Source organism: Bacteroides sp. D55t1_190419_B8 (genome assembly GCF_015558905.1).
GTDB classification, from domain to species: Bacteria; Bacteroidota; Bacteroidia; order Bacteroidales; family Bacteroidaceae; genus Bacteroides; species Bacteroides vicugnae.
In genome coordinates this window covers 53,567-73,327 of sequence record NZ_JADMOU010000015.1, presented here as the reverse complement: position 1 = coordinate 73,327, position 19,761 = coordinate 53,567, and the positions used below count along the sequence as shown (strand labels likewise).

Annotated in this window: 17 protein-coding genes; 16 read left to right on the top strand and 1 reads right to left on the bottom strand. The window is 42.9% G+C overall.

The window, feature by feature from the left end; genetic code table 11:
- The first annotated feature begins 154 nt into the window (after positions 1–154).
- The 16 genes from I2I13_RS14205 (at position 155) to I2I13_RS14130 (ending at position 16,681) form a co-directional block, all read left to right on the top strand.
- The gene (locus I2I13_RS14205; RefSeq protein ID WP_195649744.1) at positions 155–1,555 is read left to right on the top strand and encodes a C1 family peptidase; all 1,401 of its coding nucleotides are present in this window, start codon (positions 155–157) and stop codon (positions 1,553–1,555) included.
- Between the two features lie 204 nt (positions 1,556–1,759).
- On the top strand, positions 1,760–3,109 hold the full coding sequence (locus I2I13_RS14200) for a Na(+)-translocating NADH-quinone reductase subunit A (protein WP_195649743.1): 1,350 nt from the start codon (positions 1,760–1,762) through the stop codon (positions 3,107–3,109).
- A 121-nt stretch (positions 3,110–3,230) separates the two neighbouring features.
- Entirely contained in the window at positions 3,231–4,403 is a 1,173-nt protein-coding gene (locus tag I2I13_RS14195) for an NADH:ubiquinone reductase (Na(+)-transporting) subunit B (RefSeq protein ID WP_004306321.1), read from the top strand.
- Between the two features lie 13 nt (positions 4,404–4,416).
- A complete protein-coding gene (locus I2I13_RS14190) occupies positions 4,417–5,091 on the top strand; it encodes a Na(+)-translocating NADH-quinone reductase subunit C (RefSeq protein WP_148367254.1) in 675 nt (224 codons plus the stop codon).
- Positions 5,092–5,112: 21 nt separating this feature from the next.
- Complete coding sequence (locus tag I2I13_RS14185; protein WP_148367252.1) at positions 5,113–5,754, top strand: NADH:ubiquinone reductase (Na(+)-transporting) subunit D; 642 nt, start codon at positions 5,113–5,115, stop codon at positions 5,752–5,754.
- Between the two features lie 30 nt (positions 5,755–5,784).
- Positions 5,785–6,411, top strand: a complete 627-nt coding sequence (gene nqrE / locus I2I13_RS14180) for an NADH:ubiquinone reductase (Na(+)-transporting) subunit E (protein ID WP_148367250.1) — start codon at positions 5,785–5,787, stop codon at positions 6,409–6,411.
- 18 nt (positions 6,412–6,429) lie between these two features.
- Positions 6,430–7,704, top strand: coding sequence for an NADH:ubiquinone reductase (Na(+)-transporting) subunit F (nqrF, locus tag I2I13_RS14175; RefSeq protein ID WP_148367248.1), 1,275 nt, complete (start codon positions 6,430–6,432; stop codon positions 7,702–7,704).
- Positions 7,705–7,951: 247 nt separating this feature from the next.
- Positions 7,952–8,131: a hypothetical protein gene (locus I2I13_RS14170; protein WP_148367246.1), complete on the top strand. Its 180-nt coding sequence runs from the start codon at positions 7,952–7,954 to the stop codon at positions 8,129–8,131.
- 4 nt (positions 8,132–8,135) lie between these two features.
- Positions 8,136–9,464, top strand: a complete 1,329-nt coding sequence (locus I2I13_RS14165) for a DEAD/DEAH box helicase (protein WP_195649742.1) — start codon at positions 8,136–8,138, stop codon at positions 9,462–9,464.
- Positions 9,465–9,669: 205 nt separating this feature from the next.
- Entirely contained in the window at positions 9,670–10,737 is a 1,068-nt protein-coding gene (serC, locus tag I2I13_RS14160; RefSeq protein ID WP_099145780.1) for a 3-phosphoserine/phosphohydroxythreonine transaminase, read from the top strand.
- A 98-nt stretch (positions 10,738–10,835) separates the two neighbouring features.
- On the top strand, positions 10,836–11,756 hold the full coding sequence (locus tag I2I13_RS14155) for an NAD(P)-dependent oxidoreductase (RefSeq protein ID WP_099145779.1): 921 nt from the start codon (positions 10,836–10,838) through the stop codon (positions 11,754–11,756).
- Between the two features lie 162 nt (positions 11,757–11,918).
- Positions 11,919–13,166: a DUF1015 domain-containing protein gene (locus I2I13_RS14150; RefSeq protein WP_148367242.1), complete on the top strand. Its 1,248-nt coding sequence runs from the start codon at positions 11,919–11,921 to the stop codon at positions 13,164–13,166.
- Between the two features lie 250 nt (positions 13,167–13,416).
- Positions 13,417–14,034, top strand: coding sequence for a YigZ family protein (locus tag I2I13_RS14145; RefSeq protein WP_074636540.1), 618 nt, complete (start codon positions 13,417–13,419; stop codon positions 14,032–14,034).
- Between the two features lie 41 nt (positions 14,035–14,075).
- Positions 14,076–14,879, top strand: coding sequence for a C39 family peptidase (locus I2I13_RS14140; RefSeq protein ID WP_229128642.1), 804 nt, complete (start codon positions 14,076–14,078; stop codon positions 14,877–14,879).
- Positions 14,880–14,958: 79 nt separating this feature from the next.
- Positions 14,959–16,044 carry an HpaII family restriction endonuclease gene (locus I2I13_RS14135; RefSeq protein ID WP_099145777.1) on the top strand — a complete coding sequence of 362 codons (1,086 nt, stop codon included), beginning with the start codon at positions 14,959–14,961 and terminating at the stop codon, positions 16,042–16,044.
- 67 nt (positions 16,045–16,111) lie between these two features.
- Positions 16,112–16,681, top strand: a complete 570-nt coding sequence (locus I2I13_RS14130; protein WP_148367238.1) for a nitroreductase — start codon at positions 16,112–16,114, stop codon at positions 16,679–16,681.
- A 226-nt stretch (positions 16,682–16,907) separates the two neighbouring features.
- On the opposite strand, the gene gcvP is transcribed toward I2I13_RS14130, so the two are convergent.
- Entirely contained in the window at positions 16,908–19,757 is a 2,850-nt protein-coding gene (gene gcvP / locus I2I13_RS14125; protein ID WP_195649741.1) for an aminomethyl-transferring glycine dehydrogenase, read from the bottom strand.
- Between the last annotated feature and the right edge of the window lie 4 nt (positions 19,758–19,761).

Below are 19,761 nucleotides of genomic sequence, written 5' to 3'. Positions count from 1 at the left end.
TCTATAATAAGTTATTATTGTTTGCTAAAAAACATTATTCGTTTTTTAGGAGTTTGTTTGCATATATCTAAGAATTCAATAACCTTTGCAAAAGAGTAATATGTTTCATCTATTATAAGAAGGTGAAATATGACAACATTTTAATATCAAATCAATGAATAAACAGATTTTATCAATTTTTGTTTTCTGTGCTTTTTCTTATTCTACACAAGCGCAAGAAGTGAAAGGTGGCATCAGCGACTCCATGATGCAACAAATCAAGCAGAGTTACGCAAACACTCCTGCCGACAAGGCTATCCGCAACGCTATCGGCAGCAACGACATCCGTAAACTGGCTCTCAACCAGGATAACCTGAAGGGGATGGATACACATTTCTCCATCAAAGTGCCTTCCAAAGGTATTACCGATCAGAAATCTTCCGGCCGTTGCTGGCTTTTCACTGGTCTGAATGTGATGCGTGCCAAAGCGATTGCCAAACATAACCTCGGCTCGTTCGAATTCTCGCAAACTTATCCTTTCTTCTTCGATCAGCTGGAGAAAGCTAATCTCTTTCTACAAGGTATTATCGACACCAGCAGTAAGCCGATGGACGATAAAATGGTGGAATGGCTCTTCCGCAATCCTTTGAGTGACGGTGGAACATTCACCGGTGTAGCCGATATCGTCAGTAAATACGGGCTTGTTCCCAAAGATGTGATGCCGGAAACCAATAGCAGTGAAAATACCTCCCGCATGGCAGGTCTGATCGCCCTGAAACTTCGTGAGCAGGGGCTTCAACTCCGTGATCTCGCTGCGCAAGGTGCCAAACCTGCTGCCCTTGAGAAAACAAAAACAGAAATGTTGAGCACCATCTATCGCATGTTAGTGCTGAATCTCGGTGTTCCTCCCACTGAATTTACCTGGACTGAATGCAACGCTAAAGGCGAGCCTGTATCTACCGAAACTTACACTCCGCTTTCTTTCCTGAAGAAGTATGGTGACGAAAAACTGATTGACAATTATGTCATGTTAATGAACGATCCGAGCCGTGAATATTATAAATGTTATGAGATAGACTACGACCGCCACCGTTACGACGGCAAAAACTGGACGTATGTCAATCTCCCCATCGAGGACATCAAAGAAATGGCTATTTCTTCTCTCAGGGATAGCACAATGATGTATTTTTCTTGCGATGTAGGTAAATTCCTAAACTCCGATCGTGGTTTACTGGATGTCAAAAACTACGATTACGAATCCCTTATGGGTACTTCTTTTGGCATGAACAAGAAGCAACGCATCCAAAGTTTCGCCAGTGGCTCCAGTCACGCCATGACTCTTATGGCCGTCGATCTTGACAAAAACGGAAAACCGACGAAATGGATGGTTGAAAATAGTTGGGGAGCAACCTCCGGTTATCAAGGACATCTCATCATGACGGATGACTGGTTTGATGAATATATGTTCCGTCTGGTAGTAGAAACGAAATACGCATCGAAAAAAGCTCTTGAGGTGTTGAAACAGAAACCTATTCGACTTCCTGCCTGGGACCCTATGTTTGCCGGAGAGGAATAACCACTTTGCATAGACCTGTATGCCGCGAGGTCTCCAATTTTTCTTTGGTTCTTTCTTTTGCTTCAAAGAGGCAAAAGAAAGAACGTGCACGAACACGAAAGGAATTACGGATATTTTTCCGTAATTCCTTTCTTTTTTCCTCCCGAATCCCAATCTTATTTATTACTTTTGCGGCAAATTTATGAAACCATTATTTTATCTAGCATGGCAAATGTAATAAAGTTACGTAAAGGCCTTGACATAAACCTGAAAGGTAAAGCTGCTGAAACGTACGCAACAGTAAAAGAACCGGGGTTCTACGCACTCGTACCCGATGACTTTCCTGGAGTGACGCCTAAGGTAGTCGTGAAAGAGCAGGAGTATGTAATGGCTGGTGGACCCTTGTTTATCGACAAGTATCATCCTGAAGTGAAATTTGTTTCGCCGGTGAGCGGCGTGGTGACGAGTGTTGAACGTGGTGCTCGTCGTAAGGTGTTGAACATCGTAGTGGAAGCTGCTGCAGAGCAGGACTATGAAGATTTTGGAAAAAAGAATGTTGCTTCGATGGATGCTGAAGCTGTGAGAACCGCTTTGTTGGAAGCCGGACTTTTCGCGTTTATCAAACAGCGCCCTTATGACATCATTGCTGATCCGACGGTCACTCCGAAAGGAATCTTTGTATCCGCATTCGACACTAATCCGTTAGCTCCGGATTTTGAGTTTGCCCTCAAAGGTGAAGAAACAAACTTCCAGACAGGACTTGATGCTCTTGCCAAACTGGCAAAAACCTATCTGAATATCAGTGTGAAACAGAACGCTGCTGCACTGACACAGGCTAAGAATGTTACAATCACCGCTTTCGACGGACCGAACCCTGCGGGTAATGTAGGTGTTCAGATCAACCATCTCGATCCCGTATCCAAGGGAGAAACGGTATGGACTATTGATCCGCAAGCCGTAATCTTCATTGGCCGCCTTTTCAATACAGGTCGTGTAGATTTCACCCGTACAATAGCTGTGACAGGTTCCGAAGTGTTGAAACCTGCATACTGCAAACTCCGGGTAGGCGCATTGCTCACCAACGTGTTTGCCGGTAATGTAACAAAAGACAAAGACTTACGCTATATCAGCGGTAATGTGCTGACAGGAAAGCAAGTATCTCCGAACGGATTCTTGGGAGCATTCCACAGCCAACTGACTGTGATCCCCGAAGGTGACGACATTCACGAAATGCTCGGATGGATCATGCCGCGCTTCAACCAGTTCAGTGCCAACCATTCTTATTTCAGCTGGTTGATGGGTAAGAAGGAATATACGCTGGATGCCCGCATCAAAGGTGGCGAACGTCACATGATTATGTCGGGTGAATACGATAGGGTATTCCCGATGGATATCCTGCCCGAATATCTGATTAAAGCAATCATCGCCGGTGACATCGACCGTATGGAAGCACTTGGCATCTATGAAGTGGCTCCTGAAGATTTCGCTCTTTGCGAATTCGTCTGCTCTTCGAAGATGGAACTGCAACGCATCGTTCGTGCCGGACTTGATATGCTCCGTTCGGAAATGGCATAGGAGAATTAAGAATTAAAAATTAAAAATTAAAAAATGATAGTTGAGACTTTATGAAATTGTCTTCTGGTAAACACAGCGTAGCTATTTCTCAATTCTCAATTTTCAATTCTCAATTTAATAAATGAAAGCGTTAAGAAATTATCTCGATAAGATAAAGCCGAACTTTGAAGAGGGCGGCAAATTCCACGCATTCCAGTCGGTGTTTGACGGCTTCGAAACATTCCTGTTCGTGCCCAACAAGACTGCGAAAACGGGAACGCACATACATGACGCAATTGATAGCAAGCGCATCATGTCGATTGTGGTTATTTCGTTGGTACCGGCTTTGCTGTTCGGTATGTATAACGTAGGTTACCAGCATTTCACTCACACGGGTGCTACTGGCAGCTTTATCGAAATGTTTGCATACGGATTCCTGGCAGTACTGCCTAAAATTATCGTATCTTATGTAGTAGGTTTGGGTATTGAGTTCGTGGTAGCTCAATGGAAGAAAGAAGAAATACAGGAAGGATTCCTCGTTTCCGGTATCTTGATCCCGATGATCGTTCCGGTTGACTGTCCGCTGTGGATTCTTGCCGTAGCTACTGCATTCTCTGTTATCTTTGCAAAAGAAGTATTCGGTGGTACAGGTATGAACGTATTCAACGTTGCGTTGATTACGCGTGCATTCCTGTTTTTCGCATATCCGACTAAGATGTCCGGTGATGCCGTTTGGGTATCAGGCGACAGTATTTTCGGTCTGGGACAAAGCGTAGACGGACTTACCGTTGCCACTCCGCTGGGACAAGCTGCTACATCTGGTAGTGTTCCTGCATTCAACATGGATATGATTACAGGTCTGATTCCGGGTTCTATCGGTGAAACCAGCGTGATCGCTATTCTGATTGGTGCGGTTATCTTGCTTTGGACAGGCGTTGCTAGTTGGAAGACAATGATTTCCGTATTTGTCGGTGGTGCATTTATGGCATGGGTATTCAACTCAATCGGCATGGAAAACAACACAATGGCTCAAATGCCTTGGTACGAACACCTCGTTCTCGGTGGTTTCTGCTTCGGTGCCGTATTTATGGCTACTGACCCTGTGACTTCCGCTCGTACGGAAAGAGGTAAATATATCTTCGGATTCCTGATCGGTGTGATGGCTATCGTTATCCGCGTACTGAATCCGGGTTATCCGGAAGGTATGATGCTTGCCATCCTGCTGATGAACATCTTCGCTCCGCTGATCGACTACTGTGTAGTACAGGGTAACATCAGCCGTCGCGAAAAACGCGCTATCAAGTCTAACCAATAAATACCGAAAGAAAATGAATACGAATAGTAATAGTTATACTATCATTTATGCTTCGGTAATGGTTATTATCGTAGCATTCCTGCTGGCATTCGTTAGTTCTTCATTGAAATCTACACAAGATAAGAATGTGCAGTTGGACACTAAGAAACAGATACTCGCTGCATTGAACATTAAAAATGTGGAAGATGCGGATGCTGAATATAAGAAATATGTGAAAGGGGACATGCTGATGAACGTAGACGGTACGCTGACTGAAAATACAGGTGAATTTGCTACCAACTACGAGAAAGAAGCGAAAGAACAACAACGTCTGCACGTGTTTGTATGCGAAGTGGACGGTCAGACCAAATATGTGGTTCCTGTTTATGGTGCCGGTCTTTGGGGAGCTATCTGGGGATATGTTGCACTGAACGAGGATAAAGATACCGTTTACGGTACTTATTTCTCACACGCTAGTGAAACTCCGGGGTTGGGTGCTGAAATTGCAACCGAACATTTCCAGAATGAATTCGTTGGAAAGAAGACTTTGGAGGATGGCTCTATTGCTCTTGGAGTTGTGAAGAATGGCAAGGTGGAAAAACCTGAATATCAGGTGGACGGTATCTCTGGTGGTACAATCACTTCTGTAGGTGTAGATGCCATGCTGAAGACTTGCCTGAATAGTTACTTGAGTTTTTTAACTAAATAATAAGGAGGAGAAAGATAGAATATGGGACAACTGTTTTCAAAGAGAAATAAAGAAGTATTCTCTGCTCCGTTGGGAATTGATAACCCGGTAACCGTACAGGTGCTCGGTATCTGTTCTGCACTTGCTGTCACTGCAAAACTGGAGCCTGCTATTGTAATGGGACTTTCAGTAACAGTGATTACTGCATTTGCTAACGTCGTTATTTCATTGTTGCGCAAAACCATTCCTAACCGTATCCGTATTATCGTTCAGTTGGTAGTGGTAGCCGCTTTGGTAACTATTGTAAGTGAAGTTCTGAAAGCGTATGCTTATGATGTAAGTGTTCAGCTTTCTGTATATGTAGGTTTGATTATCACTAACTGTATCCTGATGGGGCGTCTGGAAGCATTTGCCATGCAGAATGGTCCTTGGGAGTCTTTCTTGGACGGTGTAGGTAATGGTTTGGGATATGCCAAAATTTTGATAATCGTCGCTTTCTTCCGCGAACTGCTTGGCTCGGGAACATTGCTCGGTTTCAATATCCTGAACTATGAGCCTATCCGGAATATCGGATACGTAAATAACGGTTTGATGTTGATGCCGCCGATGGCATTGATTATCGTAGCTTGCATTATATGGTATCAACGTGCACGTCACAAAGAACTGCAAGAAGAAAGTAATTAATTCTTCATTCTTAATTCTTAATTAAAAGATATGGAACATTTATTAAGTTTATTCGTCCGCTCTATCTTTGTGGACAATATGATATTCGCATTCTTCCTGGGTATGTGCTCATACCTGGCTGTTTCGAAGAATGTGAAGACTGCCGTAGGACTGGGTATTGCTGTGACTTTCGTGTTACTGGTAACGCTTCCGGTGAACTACTTGTTGCAAACCAAAGTGCTGGCTGCTAATGCTATCATTGAAGGTGTCGACCTTAGTTTCTTGAGCTTTATTCTTTTCATTGCCGTTATTGCCGGTATCGTGCAGTTGGTGGAGATGGTGGTAGAGCGTTTCAGTCCGTCGCTGTATGCTTCACTGGGTATCTTCCTGCCGTTGATTGCCGTTAACTGTGCTATCATGGGTGCTTCTCTGTTTATGCAGCAACGTATCAATCTCGCTCCAAGCGATCCGAAATACATTGGAGATATCTGGGATGCTCTCTCTTATGCATTGGGTTCCGGTATCGGTTGGTTACTGGCTATCGTAGGTCTGGCTGCTATCCGCGAGAAAATGGCTTACTCTGACGTACCTGCTCCGTTGAAAGGATTGGGGATCACATTTATCACAGTAGGTCTGATGGCAATCGCATTTATGTGTTTCTCTGGTTTGAACATCTAAAAAGAAAGGAATAAGACAATGGATATGAATTTAATATTAGCGAGCATTGGGGTATTCCTTGTGGTTATTCTGTTGCTTGTTGTAATCTTGTTGGTTGCCAAAAATTTCTTGGTGCCATCAGGAGACGTGAAACTGACAATCAACGGCGAAAAGGAATTGGAAGTGGCTTCCGGTTCTACTTTGCTCAATACGCTGTCTGTAAACGGAGTATTCCTGTCATCTGCTTGTGGTGGTAAGGGTTCTTGCGGACAGTGCAAATGCCAGGTACTCGAAGGTGGTGGAGAAATCCTGCCTTCTGAAGTTCCTCACTTCAGCCGTAAACAGCAACAAGACCACTGGCGTCTGGGCTGTCAGGTGAAAGTGAAAAGTGATATGGCTATCAAGATCGACGAATCTATCTTGGGTGTGAAGGAGTGGGAGTGCGAAGTAATCTCCAACAAGAACGTGGCTACGTTTATCAAAGAGTTTATCGTTGCTTTGCCTAAAGGCGAACACATGGACTTTATCCCGGGCTCTTACGCACAAATCAAGATTCCTAAATTCTCAATGGATTATGACAAGGACATTGATAAAAAATTGATCGGTGACGAATATCTGCCTGCATGGGAGAAATTCGGTTTGATGGGACTGAAATGTAAGAATGACGAAGAAACAATTCGTGCTTACTCTATGGCCAACTATCCTGCCGAAGGTGACCGTATCATGTTGACAGTACGTATCGCTACTCCGCCGTTCAAACCGAAAGAACAGGGTCCTGGATTTATGGACGTAATGCCGGGTATCGCTTCTTCTTATATTTTTACCCTGAAACCAGGTGATAAGGTAATAATGAGCGGTCCTTACGGAGACTTCCACCCGATTCTGGATTCTAACAAGGAAATGATGTGGATTGGTGGTGGTGCCGGTATGGCTCCGTTGCGTGCACAAATCATGCACTTGACCAAGACGCTGCACGTTACTGATCGTAAGATGTCATACTTCTACGGTGCTCGTGCATTGAATGAAGTGTTCTATCTGGAAGATTTCCTGCAGATCGAAAAGGATTTCCCGAACTTTACTTTCCATCTGGCACTCGACCGTCCGGATCCTGCTGCTGATGCTGCAGGCGTGAAGTATACTCCGGGATTCGTTCACAACGTAATCTACGAAACTTACCTGAAGAATCACGAAGCTCCTGAAGATATTGAATACTATATGTGTGGTCCTGGCCCGATGTCGAAAGCTGTTGAGAAGATGCTTGACGATCTTGGCGTTCCGGCACAGAACCTGATGTTCGATAACTTCGGAGGATAATTCGCGGAAGAGAACAATCGGTCGGTAAAATGACCGGAAAGAATATATAAAACAGAGCGGGAAATCTGAAAAGCAGTAGTGCTTCTTGGATTTCCCGCTTCTTTTTTAGGGTATTCCATGATGTCTTTCCGCTATGTTTTCTATCTATTTTATGTCTGTTTAAAAGATAGTTCTCCTTTTTTATCTGTACTTATCTATTATATTCGTATATTTGGCTACACAATAGAATTTTTAAACACAATAGGTTATGGAATATCATCGTATATCTTTCATCCACAATGATACAGAGTATTCATTTGTTAAAGCAATGAGTTCGAACTTAACGGGATATGCATTAGTAACAGCTTGTAGGACAGAAGTAACCATTTACATGAAAGAGAACAACCTGAAAGGTTATTATATATTGACCGGCATGGCTAAAGTTTAATTGTATGAAAAATGAAATTATACAGTCGGCTCTCCGCAATTTGAAGATTAAAGAGCTGAATCCGATGCAGGAAGCATCACTTGAACAAGCTACCGGAAGAAAAGACGTTATACTGTTGTCACCGACAGGATCGGGCAAGACATTGGCCTATCTGTTGCCTTTGCTTCTTACCCTAAAACCGAATGATGACAGCGTGCAGGTGCTGATTCTGGTTCCTTCACGTGAGTTGGCATTACAAATTGACTCTGTGTTCAAAGCAATGGGGACTCCCTGGAAAACCTGTTGTTGTTATGGTGGACATCCTATCGCTGAAGAAAAGAAGAGTATAGTGGGTAATCATCCTGCTATCATCATCGGTACTCCGGGACGTATCACCGACCATCTGTCGAAAGGAAATTTCAATCCTGAAACCATTGAGACTTTAATTATCGATGAATTTGACAAATCTTTGGAGTTTGGTTTCCATGATGAAATGGCAGAGATTATCACGCAGCTTCCGGGATTAAAAAAACGTATATTACTTTCGGCTACCGATGCTGAAGAGATTCCTGAATTTACAGGATTGAACCGCACGGTGAAGTTGGATTTTCTTTCGGACGCTTCTGAAGAACAGGGGGCCCGTTTGAAACTGATGAAGGTACTTTCTCCTTCCAAAGATAAGATTGATACTTTATATAATTTGCTTTGTACATTGGGAAGCAGTTCGAGCATCGTATTCTGTAATCATCGGGATGCAGTGGATCGTGTGCATCAGTTATTGGCGGATAAAAAACTGTCTGCAGAACGTTTTCATGGTGGTATGGAACAGCCGGACCGCGAACGTGCGCTCTACAAATTCCGTAACGGCAGTTGTCATGTGTTGATTTCTACCGATTTGGCTGCCCGTGGACTGGATATTCCGGAGGTGGGACATATTGTTCATTATCATTTGCCGGTGAATGAAGAAGCTTTTACGCACCGCAATGGACGAACAGCACGTTGGGATGCTACCGGAACGTCCTATCTGATTTTGCATGCCGAAGAGAAACTTCCTCCTTATATTCCGGAAGATATGGAAACAGTAGTGTTACCTGAAAATCCTCCCCGTCCTCCGAAATCGGTTTGGGCTACCATTTATATAGGTAAAGGAAAAAAGGAGAAACTTAGCCGGATGGATATTGCCGGATTCTTATATAAAAAAGGAAATCTGACCCGCGAAGATGTCGGAGCGATTGACGTCAAAGAGCATTATGCTTTCGTTGCTATTCGCCGGGCTAAGGTGAAGCAGCTCTTGAATCTGATTCAGGGGGAGAAAATCAAAGGAATGAAGACTATTATAGAAGAAGCGAAGTAAAGATCTTTTCTGTAAGATACCTTACTTGACATCTATGGATAACAAAATGGTGTATATATCCTGTATAAACCAATAAAAAGAAAGGGAAATCTGCTTTAAAACAGTATTTTTATAAGGAAAGATTTGTGCAGCGGAAATAAATTCGTAAATTCGCAAGGTCAAAAGACAAAAGTAACGAAATTGTTAAACCAAAAACAAACTTCAAATGAAAAAGCATAATTTCAATGCAGGACCTTCCATTCTTCCGCGTGAGGTGATAGAGGATACAGCGAAGGCTATTTTAGATTTCAACGGCTCTGGTCTCTCTTTGATGGAAATCAGCCACCGCGCCAAAGACTTCCAACCTGTGGTTGACGAAGCAGAGGCATTATTCAAGGAATTACTCAATATCCCCGAAGGCTATTCGGTACTGTTCTTGGGCGGAGGTGCTAGTATGGAGTTCTGCATGGTTCCTTATAACTTCCTCGAAAAAAAGGCTGCATACCTGAACACTGGTGTATGGGCAAAGAAAGCAATGAAAGAAGCTAAAGGGTTTGGTGAAGTTGTAGAAGTTGCTTCCTCTGCTGAAGCTACATATACTTATATCCCCAAAGATTATACAATCCCAACAGACGCAGATTATTTCCACATCACGACTAACAACACAATTTACGGTACAGAATTGAAGAAAGACCTCGATTCTCCAGTTCCGATGATTGCCGATATGTCTTCTGATATTTTCTCACGTCCGATCGACGTTTCTAAATATATCTGTATTTATGGTGGTGCACAAAAGAATCTGGCTCCTGCAGGTGTTACATTCGTTATCGTTAAGAATGACGCTGTAGGTAAGGTTTCCCGTTACATCCCGTCAATGCTGAACTATCAGACACACATTGATAACGGTTCTATGTTCAATACTCCTCCGGTAGTGCCTATCTATGCTGCATTGTTGAACCTGCGCTGGATCAAAGCACAGGGTGGTGTGAAAGAAATGGAACGTCGTGCCATCGAAAAGGCTGATATGCTGTATGCTGAAATCGATCGTAACAAAATGTTTGTTGGTACTGCTGCCAAAGAAGACCGTTCACGCATGAATATCTGTTTCGTAATGGCTCCTGAATACAAGGAATTTGAAGCGGACTTCTTAAAGTTTGCTACTGAAAGAGGCATGGTAGGTATCAAAGGACACCGTTCTGTAGGTGGTTTCCGTGCATCTTGCTACAATGCTCTGCCGAAAGAAAGCGTACAGGCTTTGATCGACTGCATGCAGGAATTTGAAAAACTTCATTAATAATATTTTCACCACAGATTACACAGACGGACGCAGATTTTTTAATTCTGTGAGAATCTGGGTTATCTGTGGTGAGTCTTTATAAACAGAATTAGATTATGAAAGTACTTGTAGCTACTGAAAAACCGTTTGCTAAAGTTGCAGTAGATGGTATCCGTAAAGAAATAGAAGCAGCCGGATTTGAGCTTGCTTTACTTGAGAAATATACTGATAAGGCTCAATTGCTGGATGCAGTAAAAGATGCTAATGCTATCATTATCCGTAGCGATATTGTTGATGCAGAGGTGCTGGATGCTGCTAAAGAATTGAAAATCGTAGTCCGTGCCGGTGCAGGATATGACAACGTTGACCTGGCTGCTGCCACTGCTCACAATGTATGTGTGATGAATACTCCGGGACAGAACTCTAATGCTGTTGCCGAACTTGCTTTGGGTATGATGGTATATGCTGTCCGTAACTTCTATAACGGAACTTCCGGTACGGAATTGATGGGCAAGAAATTGGGTATTCATGCTTATGGAAACGTAGGTCGCAATGTAGCTCGTGTTGCCAAAGGTTTCGGAATGGAAGTGTATGCTTATGATGCATTTTGTCCGAAAGAAGTAATCGAAAAAGATGGTGTGAAAGCACTTGATTCTGCAGAAGAATTGTATAAGACTTGCCAGGTGGTATCTCTTCATATTCCGGCAACTGCCGAAACAAAGAACTCTATCAATTATGCTCTGTTGAAAGATATGCCGAAAGGTGCTATGTTGGTAAACACTGCCCGTAAGGAAGTGATTAATGAAGCAGAACTGATTAAATTGATGGAAGATCGTGCAGACTTCAAATATATCACAGATATCATGCCTGCTGCTAACGCAGAGTTTGCAGAAAAGTTTGCCGGACGTTATTTCTCAACTCCCAAGAAGATGGGGGCTCAAACTGCTGAAGCAAATATCAATGCCGGTATTGCTGCCGCTCAACAAATTGTTGGCTTCTTGAAAGATGGTTGCGAGAAATTTAGAGTAAACAAATAAGATTCTGAATAAGTCAGCCGGATTTTTTAGGATAACTATGGTAGTATCTGAATAAAAACAATCCGTTGCAGAATGTCTTTTTTAGAAATAAGTAGTATATTTGAGCCACAGATTTTCAAGAAGTCTGTGGCTTTAATTTTTTACATATAAAATACTAATATCATGGCAATAATCAAACCTTTCAAGGGCATTCGTCCTCCGCAAGACCTCGTAGAACAGGTCGCTTCACGTCCTTATGATGTATTGAATTCTGAAGAAGCCCGCGCAGAAGCGGAAGGTAACGAGAAGTCTCTTTATCATATTATTAAACCGGAAATAGATTTCCCTGTTGGTACGGATGAACATGACGAACAGGTGTATGCTAAAGCTGCCGAGAATTTCCAACTGTTTCAGGACAAAGGCTGGTTGGTGCAGGATAAGATGGAAAACTATTATATCTATGCCCAGACGATGAACGGGAAAACACAATATGGGTTGGTAGTCGGTGCTTATGTCCCGGATTATATGAACGGGGTTATCAAGAAGCATGAGCTGACCCGTCGTGACAAGGAAGAGGATCGTATGAAACATGTACGTGTGAACAACGCTAATATTGAACCTGTTTTCTTTGCTTATCCTGACAATGAGAAGTTGGATGTTATAATAAAGAAATATACAGCAAATAAGCCGGTTTATGACTTTATCGCTCCGGGTGATGGTTTTGGACATACTTTCTGGATTGTCGACCAGGAGGCAGATATTGCTGCAATTACTGCCGAATTTGCTAAAATGCCTGCCCTTTATATTGCTGACGGGCATCACCGTTCTGCCGCTGCTGCATTGGTGGGAGCAGAGAAAGCAAAACTGAATCCAAATCATCGCGGTGATGAAGAATATAATTACTTTATGGCTGTTTGCTTCCCGGCAAATCAGTTGACCATTATTGATTACAACCGTGTGGTGAAAGATCTTAATGGTTTGACTCCTGAACAATTCTTGGCTGCACTTGATAAAAACTTTGTAGTAGAAGAAAAAGGCGCGGACATCTATAAACCGTCCGGCTTGCATAATTTTTCACTCTATTTGGGTGGTAAATGGTATAGCTTGACCGCTAAGGCCGGTACGTATAATGATAACGACCCTATTGGGGTGCTTGATGTTACAATCTCTTCCAACCTGATTTTGGATGAAATTTTAGGCATAAAGGATCTGCGTTCTGATAAACGTATTGATTTTGTAGGTGGTATCCGTGGATTGGGAGAGCTCAAGAAACGTGTGGATAGTGGTGAAATGAAAGTGGCTTTGGCTCTCTATCCTGTATCTATGAAACAGTTGATGGATATTGCAGATACAGGCAATATTATGCCGCCGAAGACTACTTGGTTTGAACCGAAACTCCGTTCAGGGCTGGTGATTCATAAGTTAGATTAAGAAATATCTGTTATGCGAAAATCATTGTTGACGGGAATTATATCAATAGATGTGACGCTTGATTGATGTAGAAAAAATAGTGACGGGATATGCCCGGGATAGTGACGGTATCGTTGTGGTATACCGTCACTATTTTTATTGGATAGCGTCACTATTTTCAATCCCTCCAACTACCTATCATTGATAAGTGGAACATTAATATTTCCAAACGATAGATTGACTTTTCTTATTAAAGCCGTATCTTTGCAACATGACTGCTGAAGATACTTATAAAACCATCATTGAGCCTTCCGAAGGTATTTATACGGAAAAACGAAGCAAGTTCATTGCTATAGCCCTTCCTGTGCGTACTCTCGATGAGATAAAGATGCATCTTGAAACGTATCAGAAAAAGTATTATGATGCACGGCATGTATGCTATGCTTATATGTTGGGAGCTGCACGAAAGGATTTCCGTGCCAATGATAATGGAGAACCTTCCGGAACAGCGGGTAAACCCATTCTCGGACAGATAAACTCGAATGAACTGACGGATATACTGATTATAGTAGTCCGTTATTTTGGAGGAATCAAATTGGGAACGAGCGGATTGATCGTTGCTTACAAGGCTGCTGCTGCTGAAGCTATTGCTGCCGCTACCATTATAGAAAAGACGGTAGATGAGGAGGTGACGGTAATGTTTGAATATCCTTTTATGAACGATGTTATGCGCATTGTGAAAGAAGAAGAACCGGAGATTCTTAATCAGTCGTATGATATGGATTGTAGCATGACATTGCGGATTCGTCGTTCGATGATGTCTAAGTTGCGTGCACGTTTGGAGAAGGTGGAGACAGCGCGGATTCTTGATGATGAGAATATGTTGTAGGTAAAGTATTAGAGTGGTAATAGAGATAGAGAGTGGATCGCATGATAAATAAATGTCACATATTTTTTAGTCTGTTTTTAAGTTCCTTTGTATGGATAAGCGTTCAGGCGCAAGCACAAGTACAGGAGGCTCAAAAACTGGCTCCTAATAATATTCCTGTTCCGTGGTATTCGCAGAAAATCGCGGGATGTCCTTACTCGCATTGCTCTCTGGCTTCTTCGTTAATGGTCTTTGATTATTTTAAGGGAATGACGGCTGATACACAACGTACAGCCCAGGATGCAGAAAAGAAACTAATTGAATATCAGCGGAATTACTTTCTGAAAAAACGTGCTCCTTTCCGTCGCCGTACTTCGATAGGGCAGGGAGGATATTATTCTTTTGAAATTGATTCGTTGACACGTTATTATGAAAACATGATAAGTGCCGAACATTTCCAGCAGAAAGATTACCGGATATTGAAAGATTATATTGATCGTGGCATTCCTGTGCTTGTGAATGTGAGATATACAGGCGCAGTTCGTGGTTTGCGTCCCGGTCCGAGAGGGCATTGGATGGTACTTCGCGGCATTGATGATAAACATGTGTGGGTGAATGATCCCGGACGTTCGCCGGAGATGCGGACTAAAGGAGAAAACATCTGTTATCCTATTAAGAAACAGCCGGGTAACCCTTCCTATTTTGATGGTTGTTGGACGGGACGATTTATCATAGTCACTCCTAGAGAATGGATACGAAATTCCCTGTTTGCACAAGTAGGCAAGCTCCCTCCATTGGAGGAGGTGACTCATATAGTTCCTCCGGTTGTGTCGTCTGTAGCCTTACCGCAGGTTATCAATCAGTAGAAGCAACTCATAGTTAGGAAAATTCAGTAGTAGGATTAAGATAAAACATTTGTAGTAAAATAAAGAAGAACAAAAATATATGGCATTTGAAGCAACCAAAAAAGAATGGTGCGAACTCTATTCTTTCTTTCGTCTCTTAGCAGACGGAAAAGTAGTGTTAGGCACGGCAGAAGCAAAGGCGGGAGATACATTTTGGCCTGTTGCAATGATTCAACGGGAAGAACATGATGGAACACGTCAATATTATATTGAAGAAGATACGATTCGTATAGAAGGAGAGAATGGGAGTAAGTCCATGCCTCGTGAAGATTTTGGTATTGTAGCTGATCTGATATTGCAGGCAGTGAAATCTTCTTCGGAAAATGATGTTGCTTCTCCGGAAGGAGTAGAAGAGTTTTTAGACGAAGCTGCCATTTTCGATTTGGAAGCAAAAACAGAAGATCGCACAGATTTTTCCGTTGCATTTTGGCATCCGAAAGCTCCGTTAAGAGGGTTCAATGTCCGCTCACGATTGGGCGCAATGAATCCGTTGCTGGACGGAGGACGTGCAGCGAATCTTAAATTGGAACAGAGCGGAATCAAATTTGCTACTCCAACAGTGAATAAAATCAATGCTTTGCCTGAATCTCCGAATGAGGTTGCCGAACGGATGATGATGATCGAACGTTTGGGTGGCGTACTTAAATACGCTGATGTAGCCGACCGTGTGTTCCGCAGTAATCTGTTGATGATTGATCTGCATTTTCCACGTGTACTGACAGAAATGGTTCGTATCATGCATTTGGATGGCATCTCCCGTATTGGTGAGTTGACAGAAATTATCAAACAAATGAATCCGTTGAAGATTAAAGATGAACTAATCAATAAGCATAAGTTCTATGAATTCAAGATGAAGCAGTTCTTGATGGCATTAGCATTGGGAATGCGTCCTGCAAAGATTTACAATGGATTGGATTCGGCTGTGGAAGGTATTCTGTTGGTGGATGGAAGTGGAGAAGTGCTCTGTTATCATAAATCGGAAAAGCAAATAATGGAGGATTTCTTGTTTCTAAATACTCGTTTAGAAAAAGGATCTTTAGAGAAAGACAAATACGGATTTTTGGAGAGGGAGAATGGAGTCTATTATTTCAAACTGAATGCAAAGATTGGGCTGGTCAAACGGTAGAAAAGTACGAAGCATTGATGAGTCAAACTAATAATGATGACATACTTATATAAAATACTTGTTATCCATGAAAACAAATGAAGTTTTAGAGAACATGAAAGCACGCCGTAGCGTACGGGCTTATACAGGCCAGCAAGTTTCAGAAGAGGATTTGCAGGCCATTTTGGAAGCTGCAACTTATGCACCGAGTGGAATGCATTTGGAAACATGGCATTTTACAGCTATTCAAAATATGGATAAGTTGACAGAACTGAATGAACGGATTAAAGGAGCTTTTGCAAAAAGCGGCGATTCTCGTTTGCAGGAACGTGGACATAGCAAGACTTATTGTTGCTATTATCATGCTCCGACTTTAGTGATTGTATCTAATGAGCCTACTCAATGGTGGGCTGGTATGGATTGTGCCTGTGCTATAGAAAATATGTTTCTGGCTGCCCAGTCTTTAGGTATCGGCTCTTGTTGGATCAATCAGTTGGGAACAACATGTGACGATCCGGAGGTTCGTGAATTTATTACTGCTTTAGGTGTTCCTGCCAATCATAAAGTCTACGGTTGTGTAGCTCTGGGATATGCCGATCCTAAGATTCCGATGAAAGAGAAAAAGATAAAAGCCGGTGCGATAACCATCGTGGAATAGAAATACCCGGCACTCTATTTGTGAAACGACATTTCATTATTCTTGAAGCGGTACCTTGATGTTCTTGGTCCGACACCTCAATACGCTTAAAGCGGTGTCTTACGATACTTAAAGTGGTGCTTAACACATTGTAAAGCGGCACTTTAGGACTCCTAAAACGCCGCTTTATTTTTATACTATCTTTCCTGATTTAGGTAGACTGTCTGCCCTGTTTCAAAAGGACATATCAGTCAAAAGATCCATATCGGGTTGGCAACAGTTTGCGGTCTCCCAAGGTGTTATCTACGCGAGCTACATTTATCCAAAATTTATTATCACGTACGCTTTCTATAGGATAGGCTGCTTTCTCGCGTGTATATGAGTGTTCCCAACGATCACTTACAATTTCGTATTCCGGATGAGGAGCATTAATCAATACATTATCATCTTTATCCGCTTCGCCATTCTTTACTTCTTGAATTTCTTTCCAGATATTCAGCATGACATCTACGAAATTGTCTAGTTCTGCCAGACTTTCACTTTCTGTCGGTTCAATCATCAACGTACCGTGGACAGGGAAAGAGAGGGTAGGAGCATGATAACCATAATCCATCAGACGTTTGGCAATATCATTCTCCGAGATACCTGCTTCCTCATGTACTTTCCGGCATTCCAGAATCATTTCGTGTCCTACGAAACCGTTGGCTCCCCGATAAACAACTCCATAGGTATCTTTCAGACAACTAGCCAGATAATTGGCATTCAGGATCGCAATTTTAGTTGCCTGTGTCAGTCCTTCCGCACCCATCATACGGATATATCCATATGTGATAGGCAGAATACCTGCACTGCCGAATGGAGCTGCTGATACTTGATTTTGTGAGTTGCCGAAGATTCCGTGTCCGGGAAGGAAAGAAACCAGATGTTCGGCTACGCAGATAGGACCGACTCCCGGACCTCCGCCACCATGAGGGGAAGCGAATGTTTTATGAAGATTCAAGTGACAGACATCCGCACCGATGAATCCCGGATTGGTTAATCCTACTTGTGCATTCATGTTGGCTCCGTCCATATATACTTGTGCACCACAGGCGTGAATGATGTCGCAAATCTCTTTTATCTCGGTCTCGAAGATACCATGTGTAGAAGGATAAGTAATCATCAGTGCAGCCAAATCATCTTTATTCTCTTCTGCTTTTGCACGCAAGTCGGCCATTTCTACATTCCCTTGCTCGTCGCATGCACAGGTAACAGTCACAAAGCCTGCCTGTATAGCTGACGCAGGATTTGTTCCGTGAGCCGAAGCCGGAATCAAGACTTTGTTCCGGTGTCCCTGACCGATACTTTCGAGATAGGCACGAATCACACGAAGGCCTGCATATTCTCCCGCGGCACCCGAATTGGGTTGTAGGCTGACTCCTGCAAATCCGGTGATAACTTTCAAATCTTCACTTAGGTTCTTGATTAATTCACGATAACCTTCTGCCTGGTCTTCCGGGACCAGCGGGTGCATACCCATAAACTCGGGACGGCTTAAAGGCAACATTTCCGCGGCTGCATTCAGTTTCATTGTACATGAACCGAGGGAAATCATAGATTGTGCAAGAGAAATATCTTTGCGGTTCAGACGTTTGATGTAACGCATCATCTCTGTTTCCGTGTGATACTTGCTGAATACTTCGTGTGTCAGGAAAGGCGTTGTACGTTTCAAAGCCTTGTCGATATTGCTTCTTTCCGGAATATCGTCCACTTTCTGATAATCTTTTCCGGCGGCAATGGCAAAAATCGAGAGCAACACATTGGCAGCTGCCACGTCTGTTGTTTCGTCAATGCTGAAACCGACATTGCCATTTTCATAATAGCGCAGATTAACTTCTTTGGTAAGTGCTATCGTACGGATTTGCTGTGCCGAAACGTGTTCGGGCAATTCGAAACGTAAGGTGTCAAAGTATTGAGCGTTGACTTGTGTATATCCGCATTTCTTTAATTGCTTTTCAAGAAATACAGTAATGCTGTGTATACGCGATGCAATTGTAGTGATACCCTCCTGACCGTGATAAACAGCATAAAAGCCTGCCATAGTAGCTAATAGTGCTTGTGCGGTACAGATATTTGAAGTTGCTTTTTCCCGTTTGATATGTTGTTCACGTGTCTGTAAAGCCATTCGGTAGCAGAGCTTGCCATATTTGTCTTTAGACCATCCGATGATTCGTCCCGGCATATTCCGTTTATATTCATCTTTGGTAGCAAAGAAAGCAGCCGACGGACCGCCATAGAACATTGGAGTACCCAGACGTTGTGTGGTTCCGAATACAATATCTGCTCCCCATTCTCCCGGAGGAGTTAGCAGGGCGAGACTTAAAATATCAGCGGCAACAGCTACTTTGCAGTCTGCAGCATGTGCCTTTTCGGTAAATTCGGAATAGTCCTCTACGTTTCCATGTGAGTTCGGATATTGCAGAATACAGGCAAACACTTCCGGTGAAGGTTCAAAATCTTTATATTTACCTACACGTAGTTCGATGCCTTGGGGTACGGCACGTGTAGTCATAACAGCTAATGTCTGCGGAAAAATATTCTCGTCTACGAAGACTACGTTCGCATTGGCTTTCTGTTGTGCGCGAGAGCGTAAGGCATACATCATGCTTACGGCTTCGGCGGCGGCAGTTGCTTCGTCCAAAAGTGAGCAGTTGGCGAGTGGCATGGCAGTAAGGTCACATACGGCTGTCTGGAAATTCATCAATGCTTCCAGACGTCCTTGCGATACCTCTGTCTGGTACGGAGTGTAAGAAGTATACCATACCGGGTTTTCGAATACATTCCGCTGGATAACGGCCGGAGTGATCGTGTTGTACCATCCCAAACCGATATATGTAGTATATAGTTTGTTTTTAGCTGCCAGTTCAGCGATGTGTTTTCCAAATTCGTATTCCGTCAGCGGACTAGTCAATGCTAGTGGCTCTTTCAGCCGTATATTGGCGGGAATTGTCTGATTAATCAGTTCGTCCAGTGAGTTCACGCCAATTTTGCGGAGCATTATGGCTGTATCTTGTTCATTGATGCCGATGTGACGGCTAGCTAACAAATCGGTTTTCATAATA

Bases quoted from the DNA above. Each gene is read 5' to 3' on its own strand.
- I2I13_RS14135 (WP_099145777.1), top strand. From the start codon at position 14,959: ATGGCATTTGAAGCAACCAAAAAAGAATGGTGCGAACTCTATTCTTTC.
- serC (WP_099145780.1), top strand. From the start codon at position 9,670: ATGAAAAAGCATAATTTCAATGCAGGACCTTCCATTCTTCCGCGTGAG.
- I2I13_RS14140 (WP_229128642.1), top strand. From the start codon at position 14,076: ATGATAAATAAATGTCACATATTTTTTAGTCTGTTTTTAAGTTCCTTT.
- nqrF (WP_148367248.1), top strand. From the start codon at position 6,430: ATGGATATGAATTTAATATTAGCGAGCATTGGGGTATTCCTTGTGGTT.
- nqrE (WP_148367250.1), top strand. From the start codon at position 5,785: ATGGAACATTTATTAAGTTTATTCGTCCGCTCTATCTTTGTGGACAAT.
- I2I13_RS14130 (WP_148367238.1), top strand. From the start codon at position 16,112: ATGAAAACAAATGAAGTTTTAGAGAACATGAAAGCACGCCGTAGCGTA.
- I2I13_RS14145 (WP_074636540.1), top strand. From the start codon at position 13,417: ATGACTGCTGAAGATACTTATAAAACCATCATTGAGCCTTCCGAAGGT.
- I2I13_RS14185 (WP_148367252.1), top strand. From the start codon at position 5,113: ATGGGACAACTGTTTTCAAAGAGAAATAAAGAAGTATTCTCTGCTCCG.
- I2I13_RS14165 (WP_195649742.1), top strand. From the start codon at position 8,136: ATGAAAAATGAAATTATACAGTCGGCTCTCCGCAATTTGAAGATTAAA.
- gcvP (WP_195649741.1), bottom strand. From the start codon at position 19,757: ATGAAAACCGATTTGTTAGCTAGCCGTCACATCGGCATCAATGAACAA.
- I2I13_RS14190 (WP_148367254.1), top strand. From the start codon at position 4,417: ATGAATACGAATAGTAATAGTTATACTATCATTTATGCTTCGGTAATG.
- I2I13_RS14155 (WP_099145779.1), top strand. From the start codon at position 10,836: ATGAAAGTACTTGTAGCTACTGAAAAACCGTTTGCTAAAGTTGCAGTA.
- I2I13_RS14205 (WP_195649744.1), top strand. From the start codon at position 155: ATGAATAAACAGATTTTATCAATTTTTGTTTTCTGTGCTTTTTCTTAT.
- I2I13_RS14200 (WP_195649743.1), top strand. From the start codon at position 1,760: ATGGCAAATGTAATAAAGTTACGTAAAGGCCTTGACATAAACCTGAAA.
- I2I13_RS14195 (WP_004306321.1), top strand. From the start codon at position 3,231: ATGAAAGCGTTAAGAAATTATCTCGATAAGATAAAGCCGAACTTTGAA.
- I2I13_RS14170 (WP_148367246.1), top strand. From the start codon at position 7,952: ATGGAATATCATCGTATATCTTTCATCCACAATGATACAGAGTATTCA.
- I2I13_RS14150 (WP_148367242.1), top strand. From the start codon at position 11,919: ATGGCAATAATCAAACCTTTCAAGGGCATTCGTCCTCCGCAAGACCTC.